General features: G+C 35.4%; 23 protein-coding genes and 1 tRNA gene. 7 read left to right on the forward strand and 17 right to left on the reverse strand.

Annotated features, from left to right (window positions below; all coding sequences use genetic code 11):
- The first annotated feature begins 36 nt into the window (after positions 1 to 36).
- The 5 genes from GXM16_RS00860 (at position 37) to GXM16_RS00880 (ending at position 5,000) form a co-directional block, all read left to right on the forward strand.
- Complete coding sequence (locus GXM16_RS00860; RefSeq protein WP_163391801.1) at positions 37 to 1,692, forward strand: S41 family peptidase; 1,656 nt, start codon at positions 37 to 39, stop codon at positions 1,690 to 1,692.
- Positions 1,693 to 1,822: 130 nt separating this feature from the next.
- Positions 1,823 to 2,590 carry a TatD family hydrolase gene (locus GXM16_RS00865; RefSeq protein WP_163393213.1) on the forward strand — a complete coding sequence of 256 codons (768 nt, stop codon included), beginning with the start codon at positions 1,823 to 1,825 and terminating at the stop codon, positions 2,588 to 2,590.
- A gap of 63 nt (positions 2,591 to 2,653) precedes the next feature.
- Complete coding sequence (locus GXM16_RS00870; protein ID WP_163391803.1) at positions 2,654 to 3,790, forward strand: 1-acyl-sn-glycerol-3-phosphate acyltransferase; 1,137 nt, start codon at positions 2,654 to 2,656, stop codon at positions 3,788 to 3,790.
- A complete protein-coding gene (locus tag GXM16_RS00875; RefSeq protein ID WP_163391805.1) occupies positions 3,780 to 4,817 on the forward strand; it encodes an asparaginase in 1,038 nt (345 codons plus the stop codon). Before GXM16_RS00870 ends, GXM16_RS00875 begins: the two co-directional genes overlap by 11 nt.
- Positions 4,818 to 4,913: 96 nt before the next feature.
- Positions 4,914 to 5,000, forward strand: a tRNA-Ser gene (locus GXM16_RS00880).
- A gap of 241 nt (positions 5,001 to 5,241) precedes the next feature.
- Here the strand turns inward: GXM16_RS00880 and GXM16_RS00885 are convergent.
- Genes GXM16_RS00885 through GXM16_RS00895 form a run of 3 tightly spaced genes read right to left on the reverse strand, consistent with a single transcriptional unit; the run spans position 5,242 to position 9,214 of the window.
- Positions 5,242 to 7,722: a TonB-dependent receptor gene (locus tag GXM16_RS00885; RefSeq protein WP_163391807.1), complete on the reverse strand. Its 2,481-nt coding sequence runs from the start codon at positions 7,720 to 7,722 to the stop codon at positions 5,242 to 5,244.
- 50 nt (positions 7,723 to 7,772) lie between these two features.
- A complete protein-coding gene (locus tag GXM16_RS00890) occupies positions 7,773 to 8,669 on the reverse strand; it encodes a FecR family protein (RefSeq protein ID WP_163391809.1) in 897 nt (298 codons plus the stop codon).
- 23 nt (positions 8,670 to 8,692) lie between these two features.
- Positions 8,693 to 9,214: an RNA polymerase sigma factor gene (locus GXM16_RS00895; RefSeq protein WP_163391811.1), complete on the reverse strand. Its 522-nt coding sequence runs from the start codon at positions 9,212 to 9,214 to the stop codon at positions 8,693 to 8,695.
- Positions 9,215 to 9,575: 361 nt separating this feature from the next.
- Here GXM16_RS00895 and GXM16_RS00900 point away from each other — a divergent pair, with 361 nt between their 5' ends.
- Positions 9,576 to 10,028, forward strand: a complete 453-nt coding sequence (locus tag GXM16_RS00900; RefSeq protein WP_163391813.1) for a hypothetical protein — start codon at positions 9,576 to 9,578, stop codon at positions 10,026 to 10,028.
- A gap of 84 nt (positions 10,029 to 10,112) precedes the next feature.
- On the opposite strand, the gene GXM16_RS00905 is transcribed toward GXM16_RS00900, so the two are convergent.
- The 7 genes from GXM16_RS00905 to GXM16_RS00935 all read right to left on the reverse strand — a co-directional run bounded on the left by GXM16_RS00905 (position 10,113) and on the right by GXM16_RS00935 (position 15,644).
- Complete coding sequence (locus GXM16_RS00905; RefSeq protein ID WP_163391815.1) at positions 10,113 to 10,886, reverse strand: SGNH/GDSL hydrolase family protein; 774 nt, start codon at positions 10,884 to 10,886, stop codon at positions 10,113 to 10,115.
- Between the two features lie 64 nt (positions 10,887 to 10,950).
- A complete protein-coding gene (locus GXM16_RS00910) occupies positions 10,951 to 11,733 on the reverse strand; it encodes a DUF3050 domain-containing protein (RefSeq protein WP_163391817.1) in 783 nt (260 codons plus the stop codon).
- A gap of 90 nt (positions 11,734 to 11,823) precedes the next feature.
- Complete coding sequence (locus GXM16_RS00915; protein ID WP_163391819.1) at positions 11,824 to 13,002, reverse strand: acyl-CoA dehydrogenase family protein; 1,179 nt, start codon at positions 13,000 to 13,002, stop codon at positions 11,824 to 11,826.
- A 158-nt stretch (positions 13,003 to 13,160) separates the two neighbouring features.
- Positions 13,161 to 13,868, reverse strand: coding sequence for a tRNA1(Val) (adenine(37)-N6)-methyltransferase (locus tag GXM16_RS00920; RefSeq protein ID WP_163391821.1), 708 nt, complete (start codon positions 13,866 to 13,868; stop codon positions 13,161 to 13,163).
- A gap of 140 nt (positions 13,869 to 14,008) precedes the next feature.
- On the reverse strand, positions 14,009 to 14,374 hold the full coding sequence (locus GXM16_RS00925; RefSeq protein WP_163391823.1) for a four helix bundle protein: 366 nt from the start codon (positions 14,372 to 14,374) through the stop codon (positions 14,009 to 14,011).
- A 160-nt stretch (positions 14,375 to 14,534) separates the two neighbouring features.
- Entirely contained in the window at positions 14,535 to 15,059 is a 525-nt protein-coding gene (rimM, locus tag GXM16_RS00930) for a ribosome maturation factor RimM (RefSeq protein ID WP_163391826.1), read from the reverse strand.
- A 15-nt stretch (positions 15,060 to 15,074) separates the two neighbouring features.
- Positions 15,075 to 15,644 (reverse strand): 30S ribosomal protein S16, encoded by a 570-nt coding sequence (locus tag GXM16_RS00935; RefSeq protein ID WP_163391828.1) that lies wholly within the window; start codon positions 15,642 to 15,644, stop codon positions 15,075 to 15,077.
- Between the two features lie 335 nt (positions 15,645 to 15,979).
- On the opposite strand from GXM16_RS00935, the gene GXM16_RS00940 reads away from it, so the two are divergent.
- Entirely contained in the window at positions 15,980 to 16,330 is a 351-nt protein-coding gene (locus GXM16_RS00940) for an RNA recognition motif domain-containing protein (RefSeq protein WP_017494671.1), read from the forward strand.
- A 62-nt stretch (positions 16,331 to 16,392) separates the two neighbouring features.
- Here the strand turns inward: GXM16_RS00940 and GXM16_RS00945 are convergent, their stop codons facing one another.
- From GXM16_RS00945 to GXM16_RS00975, 7 genes are all read right to left on the reverse strand, one after another.
- Complete coding sequence (locus tag GXM16_RS00945) at positions 16,393 to 16,596, reverse strand: hypothetical protein (RefSeq protein WP_163391830.1); 204 nt, start codon at positions 16,594 to 16,596, stop codon at positions 16,393 to 16,395.
- Positions 16,597 to 16,775: 179 nt separating this feature from the next.
- On the reverse strand, positions 16,776 to 17,831 hold the full coding sequence (leuB, locus tag GXM16_RS00950; RefSeq protein WP_163391832.1) for a 3-isopropylmalate dehydrogenase: 1,056 nt from the start codon (positions 17,829 to 17,831) through the stop codon (positions 16,776 to 16,778).
- 48 nt (positions 17,832 to 17,879) lie between these two features.
- On the reverse strand, positions 17,880 to 19,403 hold the full coding sequence (locus GXM16_RS00955; RefSeq protein ID WP_163391834.1) for an alpha-isopropylmalate synthase regulatory domain-containing protein: 1,524 nt from the start codon (positions 19,401 to 19,403) through the stop codon (positions 17,880 to 17,882).
- Between the two features lie 125 nt (positions 19,404 to 19,528).
- A complete protein-coding gene (leuD, locus tag GXM16_RS00960) occupies positions 19,529 to 20,125 on the reverse strand; it encodes a 3-isopropylmalate dehydratase small subunit (protein WP_163391836.1) in 597 nt (198 codons plus the stop codon).
- A gap of 109 nt (positions 20,126 to 20,234) precedes the next feature.
- Positions 20,235 to 21,629: a 3-isopropylmalate dehydratase large subunit gene (gene leuC, locus GXM16_RS00965; protein ID WP_163391838.1), complete on the reverse strand. Its 1,395-nt coding sequence runs from the start codon at positions 21,627 to 21,629 to the stop codon at positions 20,235 to 20,237.
- 499 nt (positions 21,630 to 22,128) lie between these two features.
- A complete protein-coding gene (locus GXM16_RS00970; protein WP_163391841.1) occupies positions 22,129 to 22,911 on the reverse strand; it encodes a hypothetical protein in 783 nt (260 codons plus the stop codon).
- A 42-nt stretch (positions 22,912 to 22,953) separates the two neighbouring features.
- Positions 22,954 to 23,424: a hypothetical protein gene (locus tag GXM16_RS00975; protein ID WP_163391843.1), complete on the reverse strand. Its 471-nt coding sequence runs from the start codon at positions 23,422 to 23,424 to the stop codon at positions 22,954 to 22,956.
- Between the last annotated feature and the right edge of the window lie 8 nt (positions 23,425 to 23,432).

Below are 23,432 nucleotides of genomic sequence, written 5' to 3' on the forward strand. Positions count from 1 at the left end.
ACCTGAAACTATTTACAACCTTAAACCACCATTAGAATGCAGAAAATTACGTTAACTCTTCTTCTGTTTTTACAAATCACAATTGGTCATGCCAAAATTTCCGAAACCGAAAAACTAACTACAACTTGTAAAGTCTGGGGATTTTTAAAATATTATCATCCGAAAGTTGCCGGTGGAGAAGTGAATTGGGACAATCAGCTTTTAGAAAAATTACCGAAAATAGATAAAGCGCAAACCAAAGAAGAGTTTTCATTGATCTTAGAAAACTGGATTGATGAACTGGGTCCGGTAAAAGAAGTTGCTCCGATTGCCGTACCAAAAGAGATTGAACTTTTTGATAAGAATTTCGATTTAAGCTGGTTGAATACTAGTAAGCTGTTTTCTAAAAAACTTTCTAAAAAACTAAAATTTATTGAAGAGAACAGGTTTCAAAGTGATGAAGAATTCGGGATGGATTTTGATGCGCTAAAAAAACTGAAAAATTATTACGATCTGGATTATACCAATAAAGGTTCGAGAACTGTAATGTTGTTTGCGTATTGGAATCTAATAGAATATTACTTTCCATATAAATATATAATGGATCAAAAATGGGATCTGAGCCTGGAACAAGCATTACCACTTATTATTGATGCAAAAACGGAAAGGGAATTTTTCAAAGAAATGCGAAAATTGTCTGCAAAACTTAATGACAGTCATGTTGAATTTGTTATATATCCCTCCTCAGATGAAGCTAAGGCAGATATATTCAGATATTTTCCTGCTACAGGTAAAATAATAGATGAGAAATTTGTTGTGACAGAAATTCTTGCTGATAGTCTTGCTGAGGCGGATAATATTAAGCCGGGAACTGTAATTACTAAAATAAAAGACAAAACCCTAAAAGAATTAATTTCAGAAAATCGGGCTGTAATCAGTGCTTCAAACGAGGCATCCTACTTAGATAAACTCGTAAATCGAATTTTGATAAGCGATACGGAAAATGTATCTGTAGAATTTCTAAAAGAAGGAAAATCCGAAACAAAAGCAATGATTTGGCATGATTATCATGATTCACACAGAAATGAGTTTAAAAAAGGCGCCATTAAAAAAAAGGAAAAATTTAAACTTTTGGATCATAATATTGGTTATGTCGATATAGGTGTAATAAAGAGTAGACATATTCCTGATATGATTGAAGCTTTAAAGGATACAAAAGCTATTGTTTTTGATTTAAGAAGTTATCCAAATGACGATATTTGGAAACCCATTTCTGATTTTTTAAATTCTCAGGAAAAAAGTTTTGCAATTTACACAGAACCTTATGTAAAATATCCGGGAAAATATAAATGGACAGAAGGAGTAAAAGCAGGATTTGAAAACAAAGATCATTACAAAGGCAAAGTAATTCTTTTAGTAAATGAAGATACTTACAGCCAGTCAGAATGGATGGCGATGAGTTTTAAAACTTCTGGAAATACTACAATTATCGGAAGTCAGAGCGCAGGAACAGATGGAAATGCGATAGATATTGATTTTAAAAAATTTCATACACGATACACAGGAATCGGTGTTTATTATCCGGACCGAAGACCAACCCAAAGAATCGGAATTGTTCCGGATATTGAAGTTAAACCAACTATAAAAGGGATTCAGGAAGGAAGGGATGAGGTTTTAGACAGGGCTTTAATGTTTATTGAAACCGGGAAGTAAAAAGTAGTTTGTCATTCCTGACAAAAAAGGTAAAAAGTTCGTTAAAATCTGAGCTCCCAATCCCATAATTGCTATTCTTTTATTATTGTCGTAATTTTGGCGTTTTAAATTTTTGCAATTGAAACCTATTATTACAATTACCGATACCCACACCCATTTATATTCTGAAGAATTCGATCAGGATCGTGACGAAATGATGCAAAGAGCGATAAACGCCGGAATAACCCGTTTTTTTATACCTGCTATTGATGCCGCTGCCACACAATCAATGTACGATTTGGAGCAAAATTATCCGGATCATGTGTTTTTGATGATGGGTTTGCATCCCACTTACGTGAAAGACAACTATCTGGACGAGCTGCAGCATGTTGAAAATGAGCTGGCAAAACGAAAATTTTATGCCGTTGGCGAAATCGGAATTGATTTGTACTGGGATAAAACACATTTGAAAGAACAGCAAATCGCTTTTAGAAAACAAATTCAATTGGCAAAACAGTACAAGTTACCAATTGTAATTCATTGTCGTGAAGCTTTTGATGAAATTTTTGAAATTCTGGAAGAAGAAAAGTCGGAAGATTTATTCGGGATTTTTCATTGTTTTACCGGAACCTATGAGCAGGCACTTCAGGCGATTTCGTATAATATGAAATTGGGAATTGGAGGCGTAGTGACTTTTAAAAACGGAAAAATCGACCAATTCTTACATCAAATTGATTTGAAAAATATAGTTTTAGAAACTGATTCGCCTTATCTGGCACCCATTCCGTACAGAGGTAAACGCAACGAAAGCAGTTATTTAGCAAATGTAATTGCAAAACTGGCCGAAATTTACGACCTTTCAGATACAGAAATTGCAGAAGCGACAACGCAAAACTCCAAAGACGTTTTTGGGATTTAATACCCCGATTACAATATTTTAGTTTTTTTTTTGTTCTTTTGCCCACCTAAATTGATATTTATAATGCAGAAATTTGACGCTATTCGACCATTTTATGATTCTGAAGTAAATGAAGCACTTCATGGAGTTGCCAATCATCCGATGATGAAAACCATGATGAATTTTACTTTTCCGGAATTAAATGATGAAGTCTGGAAAGAACAATTAAAGAAAACACATTCAATTCGTGATTTTCAATGCAATTTTATTTATCAGACCATTCAAAAAGTACTCGAAAAAAGTTCAGAAGGACTTACGACTTCGGGTTTTGAAAAATTAGAAAAAAATACGCCTTATTTATTTATATCCAATCACCGTGATATTTTGCTGGATACGACTTTACTGAATGTTTGTCTTTTCGAACATGGTTTAGTAATGACAGCATCGGCAATTGGAGACAATCTCGTTAAAAAAGCATTTTTGAGCACATTGGCAAAACTGAACAGAAACTTTTTGGTTTTAAGAGGTTTGACACCAAGAGAAATGCTGCAGAGCTCTAAATTACTGGCAGAATATATGGGGCAGTTACTGCTTCGTGAAAACCGTTCGGTTTGGATTGCCCAAAGGGAAGGCCGTACCAAAGACGGAAATGATGAAACTAATCCGGGAGTTTTAAAAATGATCGGAATGGGTTCTGATGAAGAAAATATTATGAACTATTTTAAGAAATTAAAAATTGTTCCGGTATCCATTTCATACGAATATGACCCAACCGATGTTCTGAAAATGCCGCAATTAATGGCAGAAGCCAATAACGAAGTTTACGTAAAAGATAAAAACGAGGATTTCATGACCATTTTAAGCGGTATTATGGGAACCAAAAAAAGAATCCATATTTCTGTTGGAGATGTTCTGGATACAGAAATTGATCAGATTGTGGCTGAAAACGATAATTCGAACAAACAGATTCAGGCTTTGGCACAGGTAATCGATGATTCTATTTTGCAGAATTACCAATTATGGCCAACGAATTTTATCGCATACGACATTTTAAACGAAACCAATACCTATTCTCATTTATATAAAGAAAACGAGAAACAGCTTTTTGAGCGTCGTTTAGAGAAAAGAATAGGAACTGATAATGGCGTTGCAAGACAAGGATTTTTGGCCATGTATGCGAATCCTGTTGTGAGTAAATTGAAATATCAGGATGCCTTCTAAAGCTAAAATACTCTTAATCTATACCGGTGGAACCATCGGTATGAGCAAAGATTTTGAAACAGGAGCACTCAAAGCTTTTGATTTTGGAAAACTGCTCAAAAATATCCCCGAAATAAAACAACTGGATTGCGAAATCGAAACGGTTTCGTTTGCAGATCCAATTGATTCTTCGAATATGAATCCCGAAATGTGGGCTAAAATTGCCACTATTATCGAGGAAAATTATATCGCTTTTGACGGATTTGTCGTTTTGCACGGTTCAGATACGATGTCGTATTCTGCATCGGCGTTGAGTTTTATGCTAGAAAATTTATCAAAACCTGTGGTCTTTACGGGCTCACAATTGCCGATTGGAGATTTGCGTACCGATGCCAAAGAAAACCTGATTACGGCTATTCAGATTGCTTCGCTTCAGGAAAACGGAAAATCGGTAATCAACGAAGTTTGTTTGTATTTTGAATATAAATTATACCGTGGAAACCGGACTTCAAAAGTAAATGCCGAACATTTCAGGGCTTTTACAGCACCCAATTATCCTGAATTGGTAGAATCTGGTGTACATTTAAAATTAAACCGTCATTTATTTCTTCCTGTAAAAACCGATGCAAAACTGATTGTTCACAAAAACTTAAACAATCACGTAGCCATAATAAAAATGTTTCCGGGAATGAGTGAAACCGTTCTGGCTTCGATTTTAGCAACTAAAGATTTAAAAGGAATTGTTTTGGAAACCTATGGTTCAGGAAATGCGCCTACCGAAGACTGGTTTTTAAATTTGATTCAGAAAGCAATTCAGAATGGAATGCATATCGTAAACGTAACACAATGCTCGGGCGGAAGTGTCAATATGGGGCAATACGAAACCAGTACTGCTTTGAAGTCTTTAGGTGTTATTTCAGGAAAAGATATTACGACCGAAGCTGCTATTACCAAATTGATGTATTTACTGGGACATACAGTTACGATTCCCCAAAACGAATTTAAAACCATTTTTGAAACGGCTTTGCGTGGCGAGATTTCGCTATAGCCGGTTTATTTTAGATAAATAAGACAAGTATTGAAAGGATTTTATAAAAAATGCTTTTCTAACTCATTTTTTTTCATGTTATTTGCAAACCAAAATAGAGAGGTGTCCGAGTGGTTGAAGGAGCTAGCCTGGAAAGCTAGTATATGGGTAACTGTATCGAGGGTTCGAATCCCTTCCTCTCTGCGAGATAAAACTCCGTAATTTCAAATTGAAATTACGGAGTTTTTTATTTCTTGAAAAACCAAAACCTCTAACCCAGCCCCGATAGCAGGGGCATCCTTTTGTGGTGGGGTTCACCACAAAAGATATAGCGGATAGAGGGACTAAAGGTGTTTTGAAAACTGATTTTCTGCTTCTTAAAATAAATGAAGAGGTAAATTACTTTGGTAGCAACTCAAAACAGGTTTTAAAGATGAAACCTAAATTACAAGAAGTAAATACGTACAAAAGCATTAAAGGTGTTTTCCAGAGCATTGATATTTATCTCTTCGATGGTTGAATTTTGTGAGTTAATTCGGTAGCTTCGGTTTATGGTTTCTGATGAATTGAGAAGGTTTTGCACAGAAATTCCAGTCTTGCATTTCATTTTATCCGATAGCTTACTGGTGAAACTTACTGATGCATTGAGCTGTAAATAGTCATTGAGCTGGCTGCTGTTTGGGTTTCGGTATACAATTACTGGATTTTGGTTTTCATCAAATTCCGGAATACGCGAAGCGGGCTGGGTGTAGAACCTGCCTGACATCCAGCTTCCGCCCAACGCAAACTGCCAGCGTTTGTTGTCGAAAATAAAGCCACTTCGAATTGCATGTGGCACTTCATGATTGCTGGTGAAATCCTGATCGTACAGGCGTTCAAACTCATATTCATTATTGTTGTACTGGTAGGTTATCCAGCCGGTAAAATTGCGCCATTGTTTTTGTACCAGCGTTTCGATTCCATAAACGGTATATTTTCCTAAAGTATTGGCAAACTCAAACTGCCCCTGAAATCCCTGACTGATACTGTTGATTCCGTCTACCTTTTTAATAAAAGGTTCTGCAGTAAACAGCCATTTACGCTTTTGGAAGTGTGCTGCAAAGGAGAGCTGGGAACTTTTGGTAACCGGAAGATTATTACCGTTAGAAAGTGTCCATCTTCTTTTTTCCAGGCCGAAGAAATTTTCCTGAAAATCAACAATTTGTTGTGTAGTCTGGCTTTTCATTTCGCCTTGTAATTCCAATGCAAAATGATCTGTTAAATTGCAGCGTATTAAAAAACGGGGTTCTGTGCGAAAGGTATGAAGGGTTTGAAAATAGTTTTGTCGGATTCCGGCAGTCAGCAAAAATTGTTTGTAGTTAGCATCGGCCTGTGCATAAACAGCGTGGGAGAGGAGATGTTCATTACTGTTTTGAAGATTGAAAGTATTATCGTTATTAGTGTTGTCAATATTGGTATGATTAAGCTGATAGCCGAACTGAAGTGAAAAATTTTTGCTTCCTGCAAGGCTATGATGTATTCCGTAGCCTTTGTCCAGTATTGTATTCTCCTGCTTAAGGATTCGGTTGCTTTCTATAAACATATCACGTGAATCAATACTGTAATTGGTGTAATGCAATGTTAATTTGGTTACATCACCGGATTCCCATTTGGTAGAGAAAGAGGCATTTCCAGCTATTGTCTGCTGGTCCAGTTTGCTTCTTTCATTGATAGGGCCATTACTGTCAGCAATGCTTTGGTTGACATTGAGCTCGTTGGAAATTAGGATGGAGTTTATCCGAAGTTCGGATCGCTTGCCTATTTTTTGCCTGTACTGGCCCGTTATATCGTAGAAATAGAAATCTTCTGAACTTTTATAGTCAATATCTTCATCAATAAACAAGTTGGTGATTTTAGTATTCTGAAAAATTCGTTTAAAATAGCTTTTATAAGTAGGCGAAGCAAAATAATCGGTTATGGACCTTCGGGCACTAAATTGCCAGTCCGCTTTTTCGGAAGTTTTAAATGAAGTATTAAAATCGATGTTCAGCATATTGATTCCTAAGGAGCTTTCGTATAAATCGCCTGATTCGGGCAGCGTTTCTATAATTACAGTACCGGATACTGCCTGTCCGTATTGAGCAGGACTTGCATTTTTGTAGACCGTAAAGGACTGCGATAGATTCGGATTTAAAGCAGAGATAAGGCCAAAGAAATGTCCTGTCTGGTACAGCCGTATGCCGTTCCAAAGAAACAGATTCTGGTCATGAGTGCCGCCGCGGAAACTGATGTTGGAAACGGTTTCATCAAGACTTACAGCACCGGGCAATTGCTGAATGGTCTGAAAAACATCTGGTTCTGTCATGCCCGGAAGTATCCCTGTATTTTTAGATTCGATTTTGTAGCTTCCATCTCCGTCTTTTTTAATCCCGCGCGTTAACAAATGCATGATCTGCACTTCAGAGAGACGGGCGATATAAACAGACAATTCAATTGTAGTTGTTCCTTCTTTTCCAAAAGTGCTTACCGCTATAATTTTATCTTTATAACCCACATGGGAGATGTACAGGTTTTTGTCATTGGAACTAAAAAAACAAAAACGACCCTCTGCGTCGGATTGTGTGGATTGTTTCGGTCCCAATGCTATCGAGGCAAAAGGAATGGGTTCTTTGGTATCAGCATCTAATAAAAGGCCGCAAAGTTGTGAAGTTTTGACTTGTGCCGGTTTGATAACAATATAATGATCAGAAATACGATTAAAAACAAGACCTGTTTCTAAGGCAAGTTTGGCAATGATTTCCTGTGTACTGCCCTGAGGAATAGCCGTAACTGTTGCATTTGCGATATCATGTTCAATATAATTAAACTTTATATGGTATCTGGACTCAATAGATTGTAAAGCTTGGCGTAAAGATATACGAGTCCCGGCCTGTTGGGCATTTGCCATCCAACAGGTTAAAAATAAAACACATAATACTAAAGCTTTTTTAGACAATTTTACTTCTTCATTAATTCATAATTGCCATCAGTGAATTGGGTTCTCTTAAGGTTAAAGGTCTCTTCAATGATTTTGAGGGCTATATCTAAATTATCTGCGGGTACAGTACCAGTATATTCTTTAGTCGTATTCACTTTACTCACTTTAATTTTAATATTGTATTTGCGTTCCAGTTCAGCTGTAACTTCATTTAGCAAATCAGCACGAAAAATAATTTGATTGGCAGTCCATTCAGGCTGGTTTACATTTATTTTGTTTACAAGCCAGCTGCCTTTGTTTATGGTGACCATTTTGCCCGGGATTACTATTTGTTCCTTATTTTTTTCACTAACCCTTACCCTGCCTTCGTAACAGGCTACATCTATTCTCTGGCTGCGCGACCGTACATTAAATTGTGTCCCCAAAACCTGAACTATTCCGTTTGACGTTAGAACACTGAATTTACTTCCTTTGACAACTTTAAAATAGGCTTCCCCTGTTAGGCTAAGCGTACGGTTTTCTTTCCAGTCTGATTTATTAAAACTGATTTCCGAATCAGAATTCAGGCTCACCTGAGACCCGTCCGGGAATAAAAATGTTTTCTCTGTTCCTCTGGCTGCGTAAATAGATGTCTGGGAATCTCCTAAGAATAAAAATCCAATTCCGGTAAATAACAGTAGCATTGCGGCGGCTGCCATCCATTGAAAAGAAGGCGTTTGAAACAACGATTTCTTTTTAGGTGCCGCTAAAACAGTCTGCAGCATATTGCCGGACTCTCTTTGTGATACATTCAACTGACCAGAATGTTCTTTTATTTTTTCAAACATTTGCCAGTCAATATCTTTGCCCAAAGCCTGTTTCTCTTCTTCAGATAAATCATTGCTGAGTAAACGTGATAAATAATGATCCTCTTTCATAACGTACTATTTTTTGTTTTCAGTTACCTGAAATTTTCTATGTTTTTCTTTAAGGCAAGCATGGCAAGATGAAGTCTTTTTTCTACTGCTTTTACACTGATTCCTAATGTGGCCGCAATTTCTTTTTGAGGAATCTTGTCTATACGGTGCATCAGAAAAGCCACTTTTTGTGTTTCATTAAGATCATCAATTGCTTTTAACAGTTTTTGTCTGAATTGTTCTTCTTCCAGTACAAATTCAGGGCTTTCGTTTGTCGCTGTAACAGGCTGTGATTCCTGTACGTAATTAAGAACAACTTTTTGATGAGCGACCACTTTTAGCGATTTGTTAAATGCTACAGTATAGAGATAAGACTTTGCCTTTTCCCATGGAACACTGCTGCAGTTCTGCCATAATTTGATAAAAGCTTCCTGTGCTGTATCATATGCCTGTTCTTCGTTGCCAAATTTATAGTATAGAAAATTACGAAGCGCTTTTTCGTGGTTTTTAAAAAATAGTGAAAAATGATTTTCGCTGCAGGTATTGTAAATTTCTTTTTTAGACATAAATGTATCCTTGATATACCTATAACCCCTCGCACGGGTAAATCCCTACCTGAAATAAATAAATATTTTTAGGCCGGGATGCTGATATATTGGAGGTTTAAATTAAACTGCAAAGATAAGGGAAAGCTGATTAGCTTTGTTTAATAAAACGAATTCAATAGTTAGTTTGGCTTATAATCCTATAAGTGACTTTCATTATTTAAAGGGCTTACATAACGATTTTTATTACCGATGAAAAAAAATAATATTTTCTGGTAGGGATGAGAATAAGCCAGGGGTTATAGATACAGAAGCAGGCAAAGGCAACGAAACAGCCTTTGTGAATTTTAAAAAACAGAATATTAAATTAAATTATTTTATCATGACAAAAAAAATTTTTGCATTAGCCCTTTTAGCCGTAAGTGTTTTAACCACTTCTTGTGACAATGACGATGACAAATCACTTAATACAGACCCTACTCCTGCAACTTCTGTTCTTGCAGTTGGTACATGGAGAATTACAAAATTTGAAGATCGCGGTGTTAATAAAACTGCCGATTTTGCCGGCTATAACTTTACCTTTAATAATGGAAATGTACTGGCTGTAAACGGAAATGAACAAACCTACTCAGGGTCTTGGTCTGTTATCTCTGATGATGAACGTGATACGCCGCCGGATACTGATCTGGATTTGAATCTTTATTTTGCCAATCCGCAAAGTTTCAGGATTCTTAACGAAGATTGGGATATCATTAGTATTACCGATACCAGAGTTGAAGTTGCTGATATAGACGATGATGGCCCATCAGATTATTTAGTGTTTGAAAGAAATTAATTTATAATAAGGATTCCAATTTTAATTTTATAAACTCCCATTGCTGATGGGAGTTTTTTCTGCTTCTTAAAATAATTAAAATGTCTAATCCTGCAATGCTATTTTAACTTGAGGCAAAAGGCGCTCAACAAATAAAGCGTAAGCCGATTCTGAAGGATGCAAACCGTCTGAAGCAACAAGATTTGGATTGTTTAAACCTTGTCTTGTGATGTCAGTGATATTCACAAAAACGATCTGGTTTGCTTTGCAGTAACTTTCTGCAAAAGCATTGTATTGGTCAATTTCTGTTGAGATTTTTGTTTTTTGTGACTGGCTTAAGTTTGCTGCAAAAGAAGTATAGGCATAGTCAGGAATCGAAACTACAATTACATTTTTTTTATCGCCTTTGGCCAGCATAATGGCTTTGTTGGCTAATTCCGGAAATTCTTTTTCATACAGTGAAAAATCCCTTCCCTGATATTGGTTGTTAACCCCGATTAATAAAGTAACCAGATCATAATTTGATTCGGGTTTTTGCTGGTTTATGGCCGAAATTAAATTTGTGGTAGTCCAGCCTGTAGTGGCAATAATTTTTAGTGAAAAATCAGTTTGGGAATAGAACATTTTTAAACTCATTTTAAGCTGTTCCGGAAAACGACAGGTTTCGCAAACACTCTGACCAATAGTGTAGCTGTCTCCCAATGCCAGATAATTTATCGATTTTGCAATTGGACTAGTTGGAGTAGAGGGAACGGGTGTTGTTGGTGGCGTTACAGACGGAGGAGTAACTGCAGTTTCAGGATTAGCTTCTTCAGTACTGCAGCTTAAAAGGAATATGGATAGGATAACGACAACTATTTGTTTAAAATGGGATTTCATAATTTGTTTAAAATTAGATTCAGACTTCTAAACAAATAGTTACGTTAAATAAGATATTTTGGTTTTAGACCATTTCTGTTTTTAAAAGAATTTCTTCTTCAATGGCATTCCAGAGTCCGATGCGTTTTTCTAAAGCCAGAATCGAAATTTCTTCTACATCTGACCATTTTTGAGCGTCATCCCCACATAATTCTGTAATCATTTGCATGGCCATTGGTCCGTGTTCATCGGCATCCAGTTCGATATGTCTTTCAAAATAGTAAAGCAGTTTTGTTAAATCAACTTCAGGAAGATTTTTCTGAAAGTTTTTTAAGATTTCGGTAAACATAGCCGGGATCAGATCTTCTCGTCCAAAGGTAAAGGCAGCTGCGATTTCATGTGGTTTTCCTTGTTCTATAACCCTGAAAGTGAAATCTAAAAACGATTTTACATCCGGATGTAAGGAACTTTGTTTGATGGCAACAAAAATATTATGAAGCGAATTTACCTCGGATAAAAATTTGTTGATTGCAGTTGTATCAGCACCACAAGCTTCCATGGCCTCGATATACATTTCGTAATGGCTTTGTCTTCTTCCATCGATTGTTAAATCGGTTTCTTCGGCCAAAACAATTTCGTTGATTAAATATCGGGTTTCAGGATTTTTTGTTGGAAACCATGGTGTAGTTGTACAGGTTAGTTTAGCCTGTAAAGCCTTCAATAATGACATAAAATCCCAAACGGCAAAAACATGATTTTCTAAGAAACTATGCAGGTCATCGATGTTTTGGATTTTATTGTACAAAGAATGTTGTAAAAGCATTTCCTTTTGAGGCTGAATGCTGTTGTTGATAGTTTCAATATTCATGATGTGGTATTTTTTTGGTAAATATAAAAAAGCTTCCCGGTTAGAAGAAGCTTTTGGTATTGATTTTCAATATATTTTAATAGAACGTTATTATTTGAATGCTGAAAATCCGGTTACATCCATTCCTGTTATCAATAAATGGATGTCGTGTGTCCCTTCATAAGTAATCACACTTTCAAGATTCATCATGTGGCGCATGATCGAATATTCACCTGTAATTCCCATTCCGCCCAGCATTTGTCTGGCTTCGCGGGCGATGTGAATCGCCATATCGACATTGTTACGTTTTGCCATTGAGATCTGAGCTGTTGTAGCTTTTCCCTCGTTTCTTAAAACCCCTAATCTCCAGGTTAATAATTGTGCTTTTGTGATTTCGGTAATCATTTCGGCTAATTTCTTCTGTTGTAATTGGGTTCCTCCGATAGGCTTTCCAAACTGGATTCTTTCTTTTGCATAGCGTAAAGCGGTATCGTAACAGTCCATCGCTGCTCCGATGGCACCCCAGGCAATTCCATATCGGGCAGAATCTAAACAGCCCAACGGTGCCCCTAATCCGGATTTATTGGGTAATAGATTTTCTTTTGGAACTTTTACGTTATCAAAAATCAATTCTCCGGTAGATGATGCACGAAGCGACCATTTGTTATGCGTTTCCGGAGTTGAAAAACCTTCCATACCTCGTTCTACAATTAATCCGTGAATTCTGCCTTCTTCATTTTTGGCCCAGACTACAGCAATATCTGCAAAAGGGGCATTAGAAATCCACATTTTAGCACCATTTAAAAGATAATGATCACCCATATCCTTAAAATTGGTAATCATACTTCCGGGATCAGAACCGTGATCAGGTTCAGTTAATCCAAAACATCCCATGAATTCTCCTGTAGCCAGTTTTGGTAAATATTTCATTCTCTGTTCTTCGTTTCCGTATTTCCAGATGGGATACATTACTAAAGAAGATTGTACAGATGAGGTAGATCGAACACCGGAATCTCCGCGCTCTATTTCCTGCATAATCAGTCCGTATGAAATCTGGTCTAAGCCTGCTCCGCCATATTCCACAGGAATGTAGGGGCCGAATCCGCCAATCTCTCCAAGACCTTTTATAATTTGTTTTGGGAACTCGGCTTTTTGGGCATATTCTTCAATAATGGGAGAAACTTCACGCTTTACCCATGCACGTGCCGACTCGCGAACCAGTTTGTGTTCATCTGTTAGTAAATCATCAAGATTATAATAATCGGGTGCTTGAAATAAGTCAGGTTTCATGGTACTATAGTTTTATAATTACAAATCTACATAAAGAAATATAACAAAACTAATGGTTAATGTTGTAAAAATTAATTTATTCATCTTCTCAAGATAGTAGAAGTATAAAAATAAGATTTTATAATGTGTTTTGAACCTTAAAAATTAAAAAAGAGGAATTACATTTTAAGGTAAAAATCTTTTGTCAACTCAATATACTCGGGTGTATAAACATGTCTGTCAATTTCGATAATTAATTCATCGATTTCAGTTTCCTGATTTTCATTTCGGCTAAAAGCGAGTAAACTTCTTTTGATTTCTGAAGTTGGACTTCCTTTTACACGGGTAATTTTGATTGGGTATAATTCAGATTCTTTGGCTAAAGCTATAAAGTTTTTCTCTTCTTTGAATGGAAGAATCACTGCAAATATTCCATTTTCTGAAAGCAATAAGTCTGCCGCTTCAACCAATTCTTCAAAAGGCATTGCATCCTGAAAACGTGCCAAATCCCGTTGTTCATTTTCGGTTTTATAATCTTCAGAGTAAAAAGGAGGATTTGAAATAATCAAGTCGTATTCATCTTCCGGTTCCTCAATAAATTCGTCCAGCCCGGCATGAAAACAGAACAAACGATCACCCCAGGGAGAATTTTCAAAATTATCAGTTGCTTGTTCATAAGCATCTTCATCAATTTCTAAAGCATCAATTTGTTCAGCATGAGTTCGCTGAGCTAACATCAAAGCTATAATTCCGGTTCCGGCACCAATGTCTAAAACACTAAAAGGGTTATGATTTACAGGGGCCCATGCGCCTAATAAAACACCATCAGTTCCGACTTTCATAGCGGTTTTATCTTGCTGAACAGAAAATTGCTTGAATTGAAACATAAAAATTAAATAAATTCCAAACTTTAAATTCCAAATTCCAATTTTTTAAAAGGAAATTCCAATCCCAAACCTTTGGGGAAAATTCCAAATTCCAATTGAGATGGATTGAATGGCAAAAATAATATTAAAATAGGAATTATTTAATTTGATGTTTTGGTAATTATTGCAGATAGAATTTTTTTTAGTTCTTCTATTTCGAATAATAGAGATTCAGATAAATTGATTTGATCTGGATTTAGGTCATTTAATAATTGAAGCCAAAATTTAGATTCTTTAGCTTCTTTTCTTGCAATTTTAAGACGAAATAAAAAGTCTTTGTCGCCTAATTTTTCATTTGCTTCAATATAATTTGCTCCAACGGAGCCAGAAGAACGAACTAATTGTTTTCCATTTTCAATATTCGAAATGGTTTTTGGTAATGTTCTAATATAGATTCTACATTCTTTAGCAAATAGAAAAGTTCTTTCTTCTAGATTATAGGGTTTTGGGCATAATAAAAATTCCAATTTGTGTTGTAAAAATAGAAAAAAACAAGAAAAAAATAATCTTTTTCTTTCAAATTGTAAAATAAATAAATTTGATGCTCAACTTTGGAATTTGGAATTTCAATATTGATATTTTCCTTTTAAAAGTTGGAATTTGGAATTTAAAGTTTGGAATTTCCTTCTAAAGGTACATTTCTACCAATCCTTCAGGAAGATTCATAATTACCTTTTTATTGTCACGATCAATTTTTACAAGGAAATGATCAATCATTGGAACTAGTATTTCGACTTCGCCATTTAAAACTTCAAAAAGTGGCTGGGCAGAAGAATCATTAATTGAAGTTATTTTTCCAAATACGCCTAAACGCTGGTCTTCAATTTCGAAACCAATAACTTCGTGGAAATAAAATTTGTTACCTGTAAGTTTTGGTAACATAGTCAAAGGAAGATAAATGGCACTGCCAACTAGAGCATCAGCATCATCTTCGGTATTTACATCTTCAAAACGAACTCTTAAAAAGTCGCTTTTGTGTAAAGAACTTGTTTCAATAAAAAAAGGAATCAGATGTTTGTTTTGTTCAACAAACACTGATTCCAGATTTTCGTATAACTCAGGTTCGTCCGTGTCTAAATAGATCAGAACTTCACCTTTGAAACTAAATTTTTTAGCGATTTTACCTAAATAAAAACATTCTTCTTTACGCATTATCGCTAACTAAAATTATGCCTCAGTTGTTTCGTTATTCTCTTCAGCAGCAGGAGCTTCTTCAGTAGCGGCTTCAACTTCAGCAACTTCTTCTGTAGCCTCTGCAGCAGATGCAGCAGCGATAGCGTCAGCTTCAGCCTGAGCTGCAGCAGCTACACGTTTAGCGTTAACTTCTTTTTCAGCTTTTAAAGCTTTAGCTTTAACATCAGCTTGTGCTTTTGATAAACCATCTTTTTTAGCATCAACTTTTCCAGCTTTTGCCTCTAACCAAGCAGCTAATTTAGCGTCTGCCTGCTCTTGAGTCAAAGCCCCTTTACGGATACCTCCATCAAGGTGGTGTTTCAATAAAGCACCTTTGTAAGAAAGGATAGCTCTAGCAGTATCAGTTGGCTGAGCACCATTGTGCAACCATTTTACTGCGCTGTCAAGGTTTAACTCAACAGTTGCCGGGTTAGTGTTTGGATTGTAAGTACCGATTTTTTCTAAGTATTTACCATCTCTTTTTGAGCGTGCATCTGCAGCTACAACCCAGTAAAAAGGTTTTCCTTTTTTACCGTGTCTTTGTAATCTAATTTTTACTGACATAATCGTATGATTAAATTTTGAGGTACTCGACCTCTGTTAATTAAGGGCGCAAAGATAAACTTTTTTTGTTAATTGTACGTTTAAAAGCAGATTAAATATGTTTCGGATGATTTTTTTTAATTTTTTATCTTTTTTGTTTTCAATTATCTGCTAAAATAAGATTTGTCCTTTAGTTTTACTATTGTAGAATTGTTACCATAATTCTTAGAATTTGTTAGGCTGTTGCTTTGTAGATTTTTTTGAAAAAAATCAAAATAAAAACATAAATAAACTAATATATAGTAGATTGCAGAAAAATAAGACTACATTTGCTACATTATCATAAATAAGTACATATGAACATTTTTGTTGGAAGCCTTCCATTCAGTATTGAGGAAGCAGATTTAAGAGAGTCTTTCGAGGCTTACGGAGCAGTAGATTCAGTAAAAATCATTACTGATAAATTTACTGGAAGAAGTAAAGGATTTGGTTTTGTTGAGATGCCAAATGATTCGGAAGCTCAAAAAGCAATTGATGAATTGAATGGAGCTACTGTTCAGGGTCGTACAATTGTGGTTAATAAATCTGAGCCAAAACCTGAAGGTGAAAGAAGAAGCTTCAATAACAACCGTGGAGGTGATTCCCGCGGAGGTTACGGAAACAACCGTGGTGGAAATGACCGTGGTGGAAACAGAGGAGGATATTAATATTTTTTTCTAAATATACAAAAGGCGTCAATGAAAATTGATGCCTTTTTTGTTTGTGATAATTATTTTTGTAAAGCTCTTTTGGAATAAATATTTTGCCCAAATATAAAAGCTGAAAATGCAAAAGGTATTATTGGTGAAATTTGATAGAAAAGATTTACGCCTGACTGAAAACCTGTTGCTAAAATACTATTTATACCTAAACCAATAAAAAATAGACAAATAACAAAAAGTAAGAACTGTATTTTTAAGTTTATTTTTATCATAATTGAAATTTAATATTTTATAATAAAATACAACAGTATTGCTATTGAGTGTTATAAAAGTAATCATTTCTAATTGATAAACTAAATACTTAGAAAAGAAATAAAGAGTTCATCACAGATGTAAACACAAAAGGCGACATTTTTTATTGCCGCCTTTTGTATTTATATTCTTAAGAAAATTAGATGTTAGCAGCTAACCAGTCACCTACTTCTTTGGTTCCGTATGCTTTGCCTCCATTAGCTAAATCTTCAGTAACTACTCCTGCTTCTAAAGCTTTGTTTACAGCATCTCTCATTGCTTTTCCTTCTTCCATCAACCCGAAGTTTTCGAACATCATAGCAGCAGATAAAACAGTAGCCATTGGGTTAGCAATGTTTAATCCTGTCGCTTGTGGGTAAGAACCGTGGATAGGTTCGAATAAGGATACTTCAGCTCCCATAGAAGCAGAAGGCATTAATCCCATTGAACCGGAAATTACAGAAGCTTCATCTGTTAAGATATCTCCAAATAAGTTTTCAGTAATTAATACATCGTAAGAGTTTGGCCACTGAACTAGACGCATAGCAACAGCATCCACAAATTCGTAGCTTACTTCAACTTCAGGATAATCTTTTTCCATTGCCTGAACTGTTTCCCTCCATAAACGTGAAGTTTCTAAAACGTTTGCTTTATCAACACAACATAATTTTTTAGATCGCGTCATCGCTAATTCGAAACCTTTTTTAGCCAAACGCTGAACTTCTGCTCTTGTGTAAACACAGTTGTCGTAAGCAGTATCTCCGTTATCTTTTCTTCCTTTTTCACCAAAGTAAATTCCACCAGTTAATTCTCTTAAGAAAACTAAATCCGTTCCTTCGATTCTTTCTCTTTTCAAAGGAGACTTATCCAATAAAGAAGGGAATGTAAAAGTTGGTCTTACGTTTGCGAACAAACCTAAAGCTTTACGCATTTTTAACAAACCTTGCTCTGGTCTTACCGGCGCAGAAGGATCGTTATCATATTTAGGGTGTCCAATCGCTCCAAAAAGAACGGCATCAGCATTTTTACAAACTTCATGCGTAGAATCCGGATAAGGCTCACCTACTGCATCAATTGCAGCGGCACCTGTTAAAGCTGGTTTCCAGGTGATTTCATGTCCAAATTTTTGTGCAACAGCATCTGATACTTTTACTGCCTGATCAATTACTTCTGGTCCGATTCCGTCTCCGGCTAAAAGGGCTATGTTAAATTTCATTTTTATTGATTATTATGGGTTTATTTACTATTTCGATTTATTTAAGTTTTACTGAGTGATAACATTGAGCATTTTTTGAGTTGCTATAATTGCAGCAACTGTCTGATCCGAATCTAATCCGCGGGTTTTGAATTCTTTTCCGTTGTTTACCCAGGTAATAATAGTTTCGCATAAGGCGTCTGAACTACTTCCGGGCGGGATTCGCACAGCATAATCAATCAATTTTGGGAGTGTTAATTTTCTGCTCTTGTAAATTTTAGTAAGTGCATTCATAAAAGCATCAAACTGACCGTCTCCCTGTGCGTTTTCTTCAATGATTTCATCATTGATTTTTAAGCACAAAGTAGTCGACGGGCGCATTCCTTTTGAGTGAACTAATATATAAGATTCGATTTTGATTTTTTCTTCGTAAGTATGGCTGTCCAGAACATCTGAAATAATGTATGGAAGATCTTCTTTGGTTACGGTTTCTTTTTTATCGCCCAGTTCTATAATTCTTTGGGTTACCAGTTTTAAATCCTCATTGTTTAATTTTAAACCTAATTCCTGAAGATTTTTTTCAATGTTGGCTTTTCCGGAAGTTTTTCCAAGCGCGTATTTTCTTTTTCTTCCAAAACGTTCCGGAAGAAGATCATTAAAATATAAATTATTTTTGTTATCCCCATCAGCGTGGATTCCGGCAGTCTGCGTAAAAACATTGTCTCCTACAATTGGTTTGTTGGCAGGAATTCTGTATCCGGTGAAAGTTTCAACGAGCTTGCTGACAGAATATAAAGAAGTTTCTTTGATATTAATGCTGACTTCCGGCAAGTAATCATTGATTACGGCAACAGTGCTTTCTAGCGGCGCGTTTCCGGCACGTTCTCCCATTCCGTTTACGGTTACGTGAAGTCCGTTAATACCGGCTTTTATGGCCTCCATTACATTGGCGACACTCAAATCGTAATCGTTATGTGCATGAAAATCGAAATGAATCTGTGGGTATTTTGCTTTTATTTTCGAAATAAATTCAAAAGTCAATGATGGAATTAATACACCTAAAGTGTCCGGAAGCAATACTCTTTTAATTGGCTGGGTCGCTAAGAAATCTAAGAATTGAAAAACATATTCAGGAGAATTTCGCATTCCGTTGCTCCAGTCTTCCAGATATACATTGGTTTCAATGTTGTTTTCTTTTGCTAAAGCAATAATTTTGGCAATTTCAGAAAAATGCTGTTCCGGAGTTTTTTTTAATTGATGCGTTAAGTGGTTCATTGAACCTTTGGTCAATAAATTTTGCACTTTGGCACCGGCTTTTTTCATCCAGTCAATTGAAACACCTCCATCAACAAAAGTCAGGACTTCAATTCTGTCAATATATCCTTTTTCTTCAGCCCATAAAGTGATGCCTTTTACGGCCTGAAATTCGCCTTCGCTGACACGGGCTGAGGCAATTTCGATTCTGTCAATATTTAATTCCTCCAGCAACAATTGCGCAATGGTCAGTTTTTCTGCAGCAGAAAAAGATACTCCTGAGGTTTGTTCGCCGTCACGGAGCGTTGTATCCATTATTTCAATTTTTCTTTTTTCCATTAAATATCAGATGGCTTTGTATGATTTGATAATTATCGAATCGAATTTTGTAAAATTGTAAAAAGCAGTTACGAAGTCCAACTTTGAGGTTGAAACTTGCGTAACTGCGTTTGAGTTGGTTGTGTTTAGTAAGGAAGCTTGTCAGCAAAAGCTTTAATGTCTTCCTTAATATTTTGTAAATAATCAATGTCATCAAAGCCATTTGTCAGGTTATTTTTTTTGTAACCATTGATAGCAAATGATTCCTGCTCACCAGTTGATAACAAAGTAATAGTCTGAGCCGGAAGATTGATTTCTAGTTCCGTTTTGGGATCAGCTTCGATTGCTTTGAAGATATTTTCAAGAAACTCAGGGCTGATTTGTACAGGCAAAACACCAATATTCAAACAGTTTCCTTTGAAGATATCAGCAAAGAAAGAAGAAACTACAGCACGGAATCCGTAATCGTAAACCGCCCATGCAGCGTGCTCACGAGAAGAACCTGAACCGAAGTTTTTTCCTCCAACAAGGATTTTTCCACTGTAAGTTGGATTGTTTAACACGAAATCTGCTTTTGGAGTATCGTCTCCGTTATATCTCCAGTCTCTGAAAAGGTTGTCTCCAAAGCCTTCACGTTTTGTAGCTTTTAAGAAGCGGGCCGGGATGATCTGATCTGTATCTACGTTCTCAATTGGCAGCGGCACTGCGCTGCTCGTAAGTATATTAAATTTATCGTATGCCATTTTAATTTTAGATTTTTGGATTTTAGATTTTAGATTTTCCGAAAATTGAAATTCTATTTTAAATCTAAAAACAATTTTTATTGATTTTTGAAATTGTCATTGAAATTGATTAGAACAATTCTCTCGGATCTGTTAGTTTTCCAGTAACAGCAGCAGCAGCAGCCATAATCGGACTTGCAAGAAGCGTTCTTGAACCAGGGCCCTGACGTCCTTCAAAGTTTCTGTTTGAAGTACTTACAGCGTATTTACCAGCTGGAACTTTATCGTCATTCATTGCTAAACAAGCAGAACATCCCGGCTGACGTAATACGAAACCAGCTTCAGTTAAAATATCTAAAATTCCTTCTTCTTTAATCTGTGCTTCTACAACGTGCGAACCCGGAACTAACCAGGCAGTAACATTGTCTGCTTTTTTTCTTCCTTTTACAATTTCAGCAAAAGCTCTAAAATCTTCAATACGCCCGTTTGTACAGCTTCCTAAGAAAACGTAATCGATTTGTTTTCCAATCATTACATCATCTTCGTTGAAGCCCATATAAGCTAAAGATTTTTTGTACGTTTCCTCACCGCCTTCAACTTCTTTTGCATTCGGGATATGTTTTGTAATACCAATTCCCATACCTGGGTTAGTACCATAAGTAATCATTGGTTCGATATCAGCAGCGTTGATGTTTAATTCAGCATCAAAAACGGCATCAGCATCTGTTTTAAGTGTTTTCCAGTATTCAACAGCTTTAGTCCAGGCTTCTCCTTTTGGAGCGTATAATCTTCCTTCTAAGAAATCAAAAGTAGTCTGGTCAGGAGCGATCATTCCCCCACGAGCACCCATTTCGATACTTAAATTGCAAACTGTCATACGTCCTTCCATAGTCATGTTTTCAAAAACATCACCAGCGTATTCAACAAAATATCCTGTACCTCCAGAAGTAGTTAATTGAGCAATAATGTAAAGCGCAACGTCTTTTGGTCCAACACCTTTACTTAGTTGTCCGTTTACGTTGATACGCATTTTCTTTGGTTTTGGCTGCATAATACATTGCGTAGAAAGCACCATTTCAACCTCAGAGGTTCCTATACCAAAAGCGATAGCTCCAAAAGCACCGTGAGTAGATGTATGTGAATCCCCGCATACAATAGTAGCACCCGGCAAAGTAATTCCGTTTTCAGGACCAACTACGTGTACAATTCCATTTTTTTGGTGACCTAATCCCCAGTGCGAAATTCCGTATTCATTTGCATTGTCTTCAAGTGCTTTCAACTGGTTTGCTGATAAAGCATCCGCTACCGGTAAATGCTGGTTTATGGTTGGTGTATTGTGGTCTGCAGTTGCAAAAGTACGTTCAGGGTATAAAACCTTAACGCCTCTGGCTTTTAATCCTAAAAAAGCAACAGGACTTGTAACTTCGTGAATGAAATGACGGTCAATAAAAAACACATCCGGTCCATCTTCAATTTTACGCACAACGTGTGCATCCCATACTTTGTCAAATAATGTCTTACTCATTTTTTATTTTTTTTAATTGTAATTTCTATAATCACAGCATTTTTTCCTGTTCATATAATAGCAAAACAAAAGTAAAAAAAGATACAAAAGCGTCAATTTCAATATTTCATTATATACGATACCCAAACTAATTACAAATTGGGAATATGCTTTTATGAAATCAATTCATATCAAAAAAATGAAAAGGATATAGATTTTGTTTTTCTTTTTCAGTTTAGATTTTGCTTAACTGTTTTTTGTTTTAATAGTTTGCAAATTTATCTCATAATAGCTATAAAATACGTCTTTTGTTTTGAAAAAATGTAACAAATCGAATAAAAATAGTAATAATTGATAGTTTCTTAGATTTTTTAAATTCTAATTTTTTGATGTTTTTTGGGTTAGAAATAATGATTCCAAATAAACTTTTTGTGTTTTTTTTAAGCCGGAATACTACGACATCCAAAAGGGTAAATTTTATCAAATTTTATGATTATTTGATCATAAAGTTGAGTTAGAATTAAAGATATATAGGGTGTATGTTTGTTCCGTAATCAATTCGATAGGTTTTGATTTTGACTTTGTTTCCATGATATTCTATTTGATATATTCTGCAGTTTTTTTCATCTAAATAACAGTTGCTTGCAAAAGAATCATATTGTTTGTTGAGTTTCATCATATCATAGTTTTTACGAAGCCGTACTTTAGCAGAATCGATGTTTTCGTCAGGAGTATCCAAAGTGGTGTAGGTAGGAGTGTAAATTACTAAGCTGTCTTTTGCTTTTACATTTGTGCAATTTAGAACAGAATTTAAAGTCACATCGATCATAGTGTATCTTTTTTGTGACTTTTTTCGATCATTATTGTTGATCAATTCATTTATGGCTGTGTTGAGTTCATTTGAAAAAGAGGTGTTTGTTTTTGGAATTTTGGATAGTGGTTTTTCAAGAGGAAATTCCCAATAATCTTTGTAGATATTATTAAAAAGAGGAACAGAGTAGATTTCTTTTTTACCATTTATGAAAACCAAAATGTGGTTTCTGTTTTTATAACCTTCAGGTTGAGAATAAAGTCGTATTTCAATGTTGAATTCTCCTTCTTTTATGCTTTTTATAAATTTGAATTCTGCGCTTCGAACTGATTTTTTTTGAGCTGTCAGTTGTGGAAACTTTTCAATCAGATTTTGAATAGAATTATTTATTTTAGGTTCAATGTCTTGATGACAGCTAACAGCTATAAAAAGGATTAAAATGTATAAAACAACGTTTAGTGAGCCAAAGCTTTTAAGAGATTTATTTGTCATTTTTGAATTCTTTTGTGGTTGAAATTATCATCCTTTAAATCTTTAATTGTTCGATTTGTACTTTTCAGGATTATATAATCTTTTTTCATCATAATCTCCTGGGTATTTTTTTAAATCACCTTCTTTTTCTTTAATTAAAAATAAATAATTAGTATATGGTTTTTCTTTTGTTGGATAAGTAAGTATAATTGCTTTGTCATTATAACTTACCACATCATAAGAGAAATTTCTCCATGTCAGAATACTGTCTTCTGATGCAGACCATTTTTCTGGTAATTCAGATACGTATGGATCTTCTGGAGTATCGGTAAAATTTCCATCTCTATCTTTATTATATCTATAAGATAGCTGATCATCTTTAAATTTATAATAAGTATAGTAGGTTTCGTTTTTATAATTGTAATAATAGCACCAATATTCATCAGGATTTGTTTGAAGCGCTTTTTCAATCGGATTTTTTTTAGAACAGGCAGTAAATGCTGCAATAAAGAGAAGGTAGAAATATGTTTTCATTAGACGAT

Source organism: Flavobacterium limi, assembly GCF_010645075.1.
Taxonomy (GTDB): domain Bacteria; phylum Bacteroidota; class Bacteroidia; order Flavobacteriales; family Flavobacteriaceae; genus Flavobacterium; species Flavobacterium limi.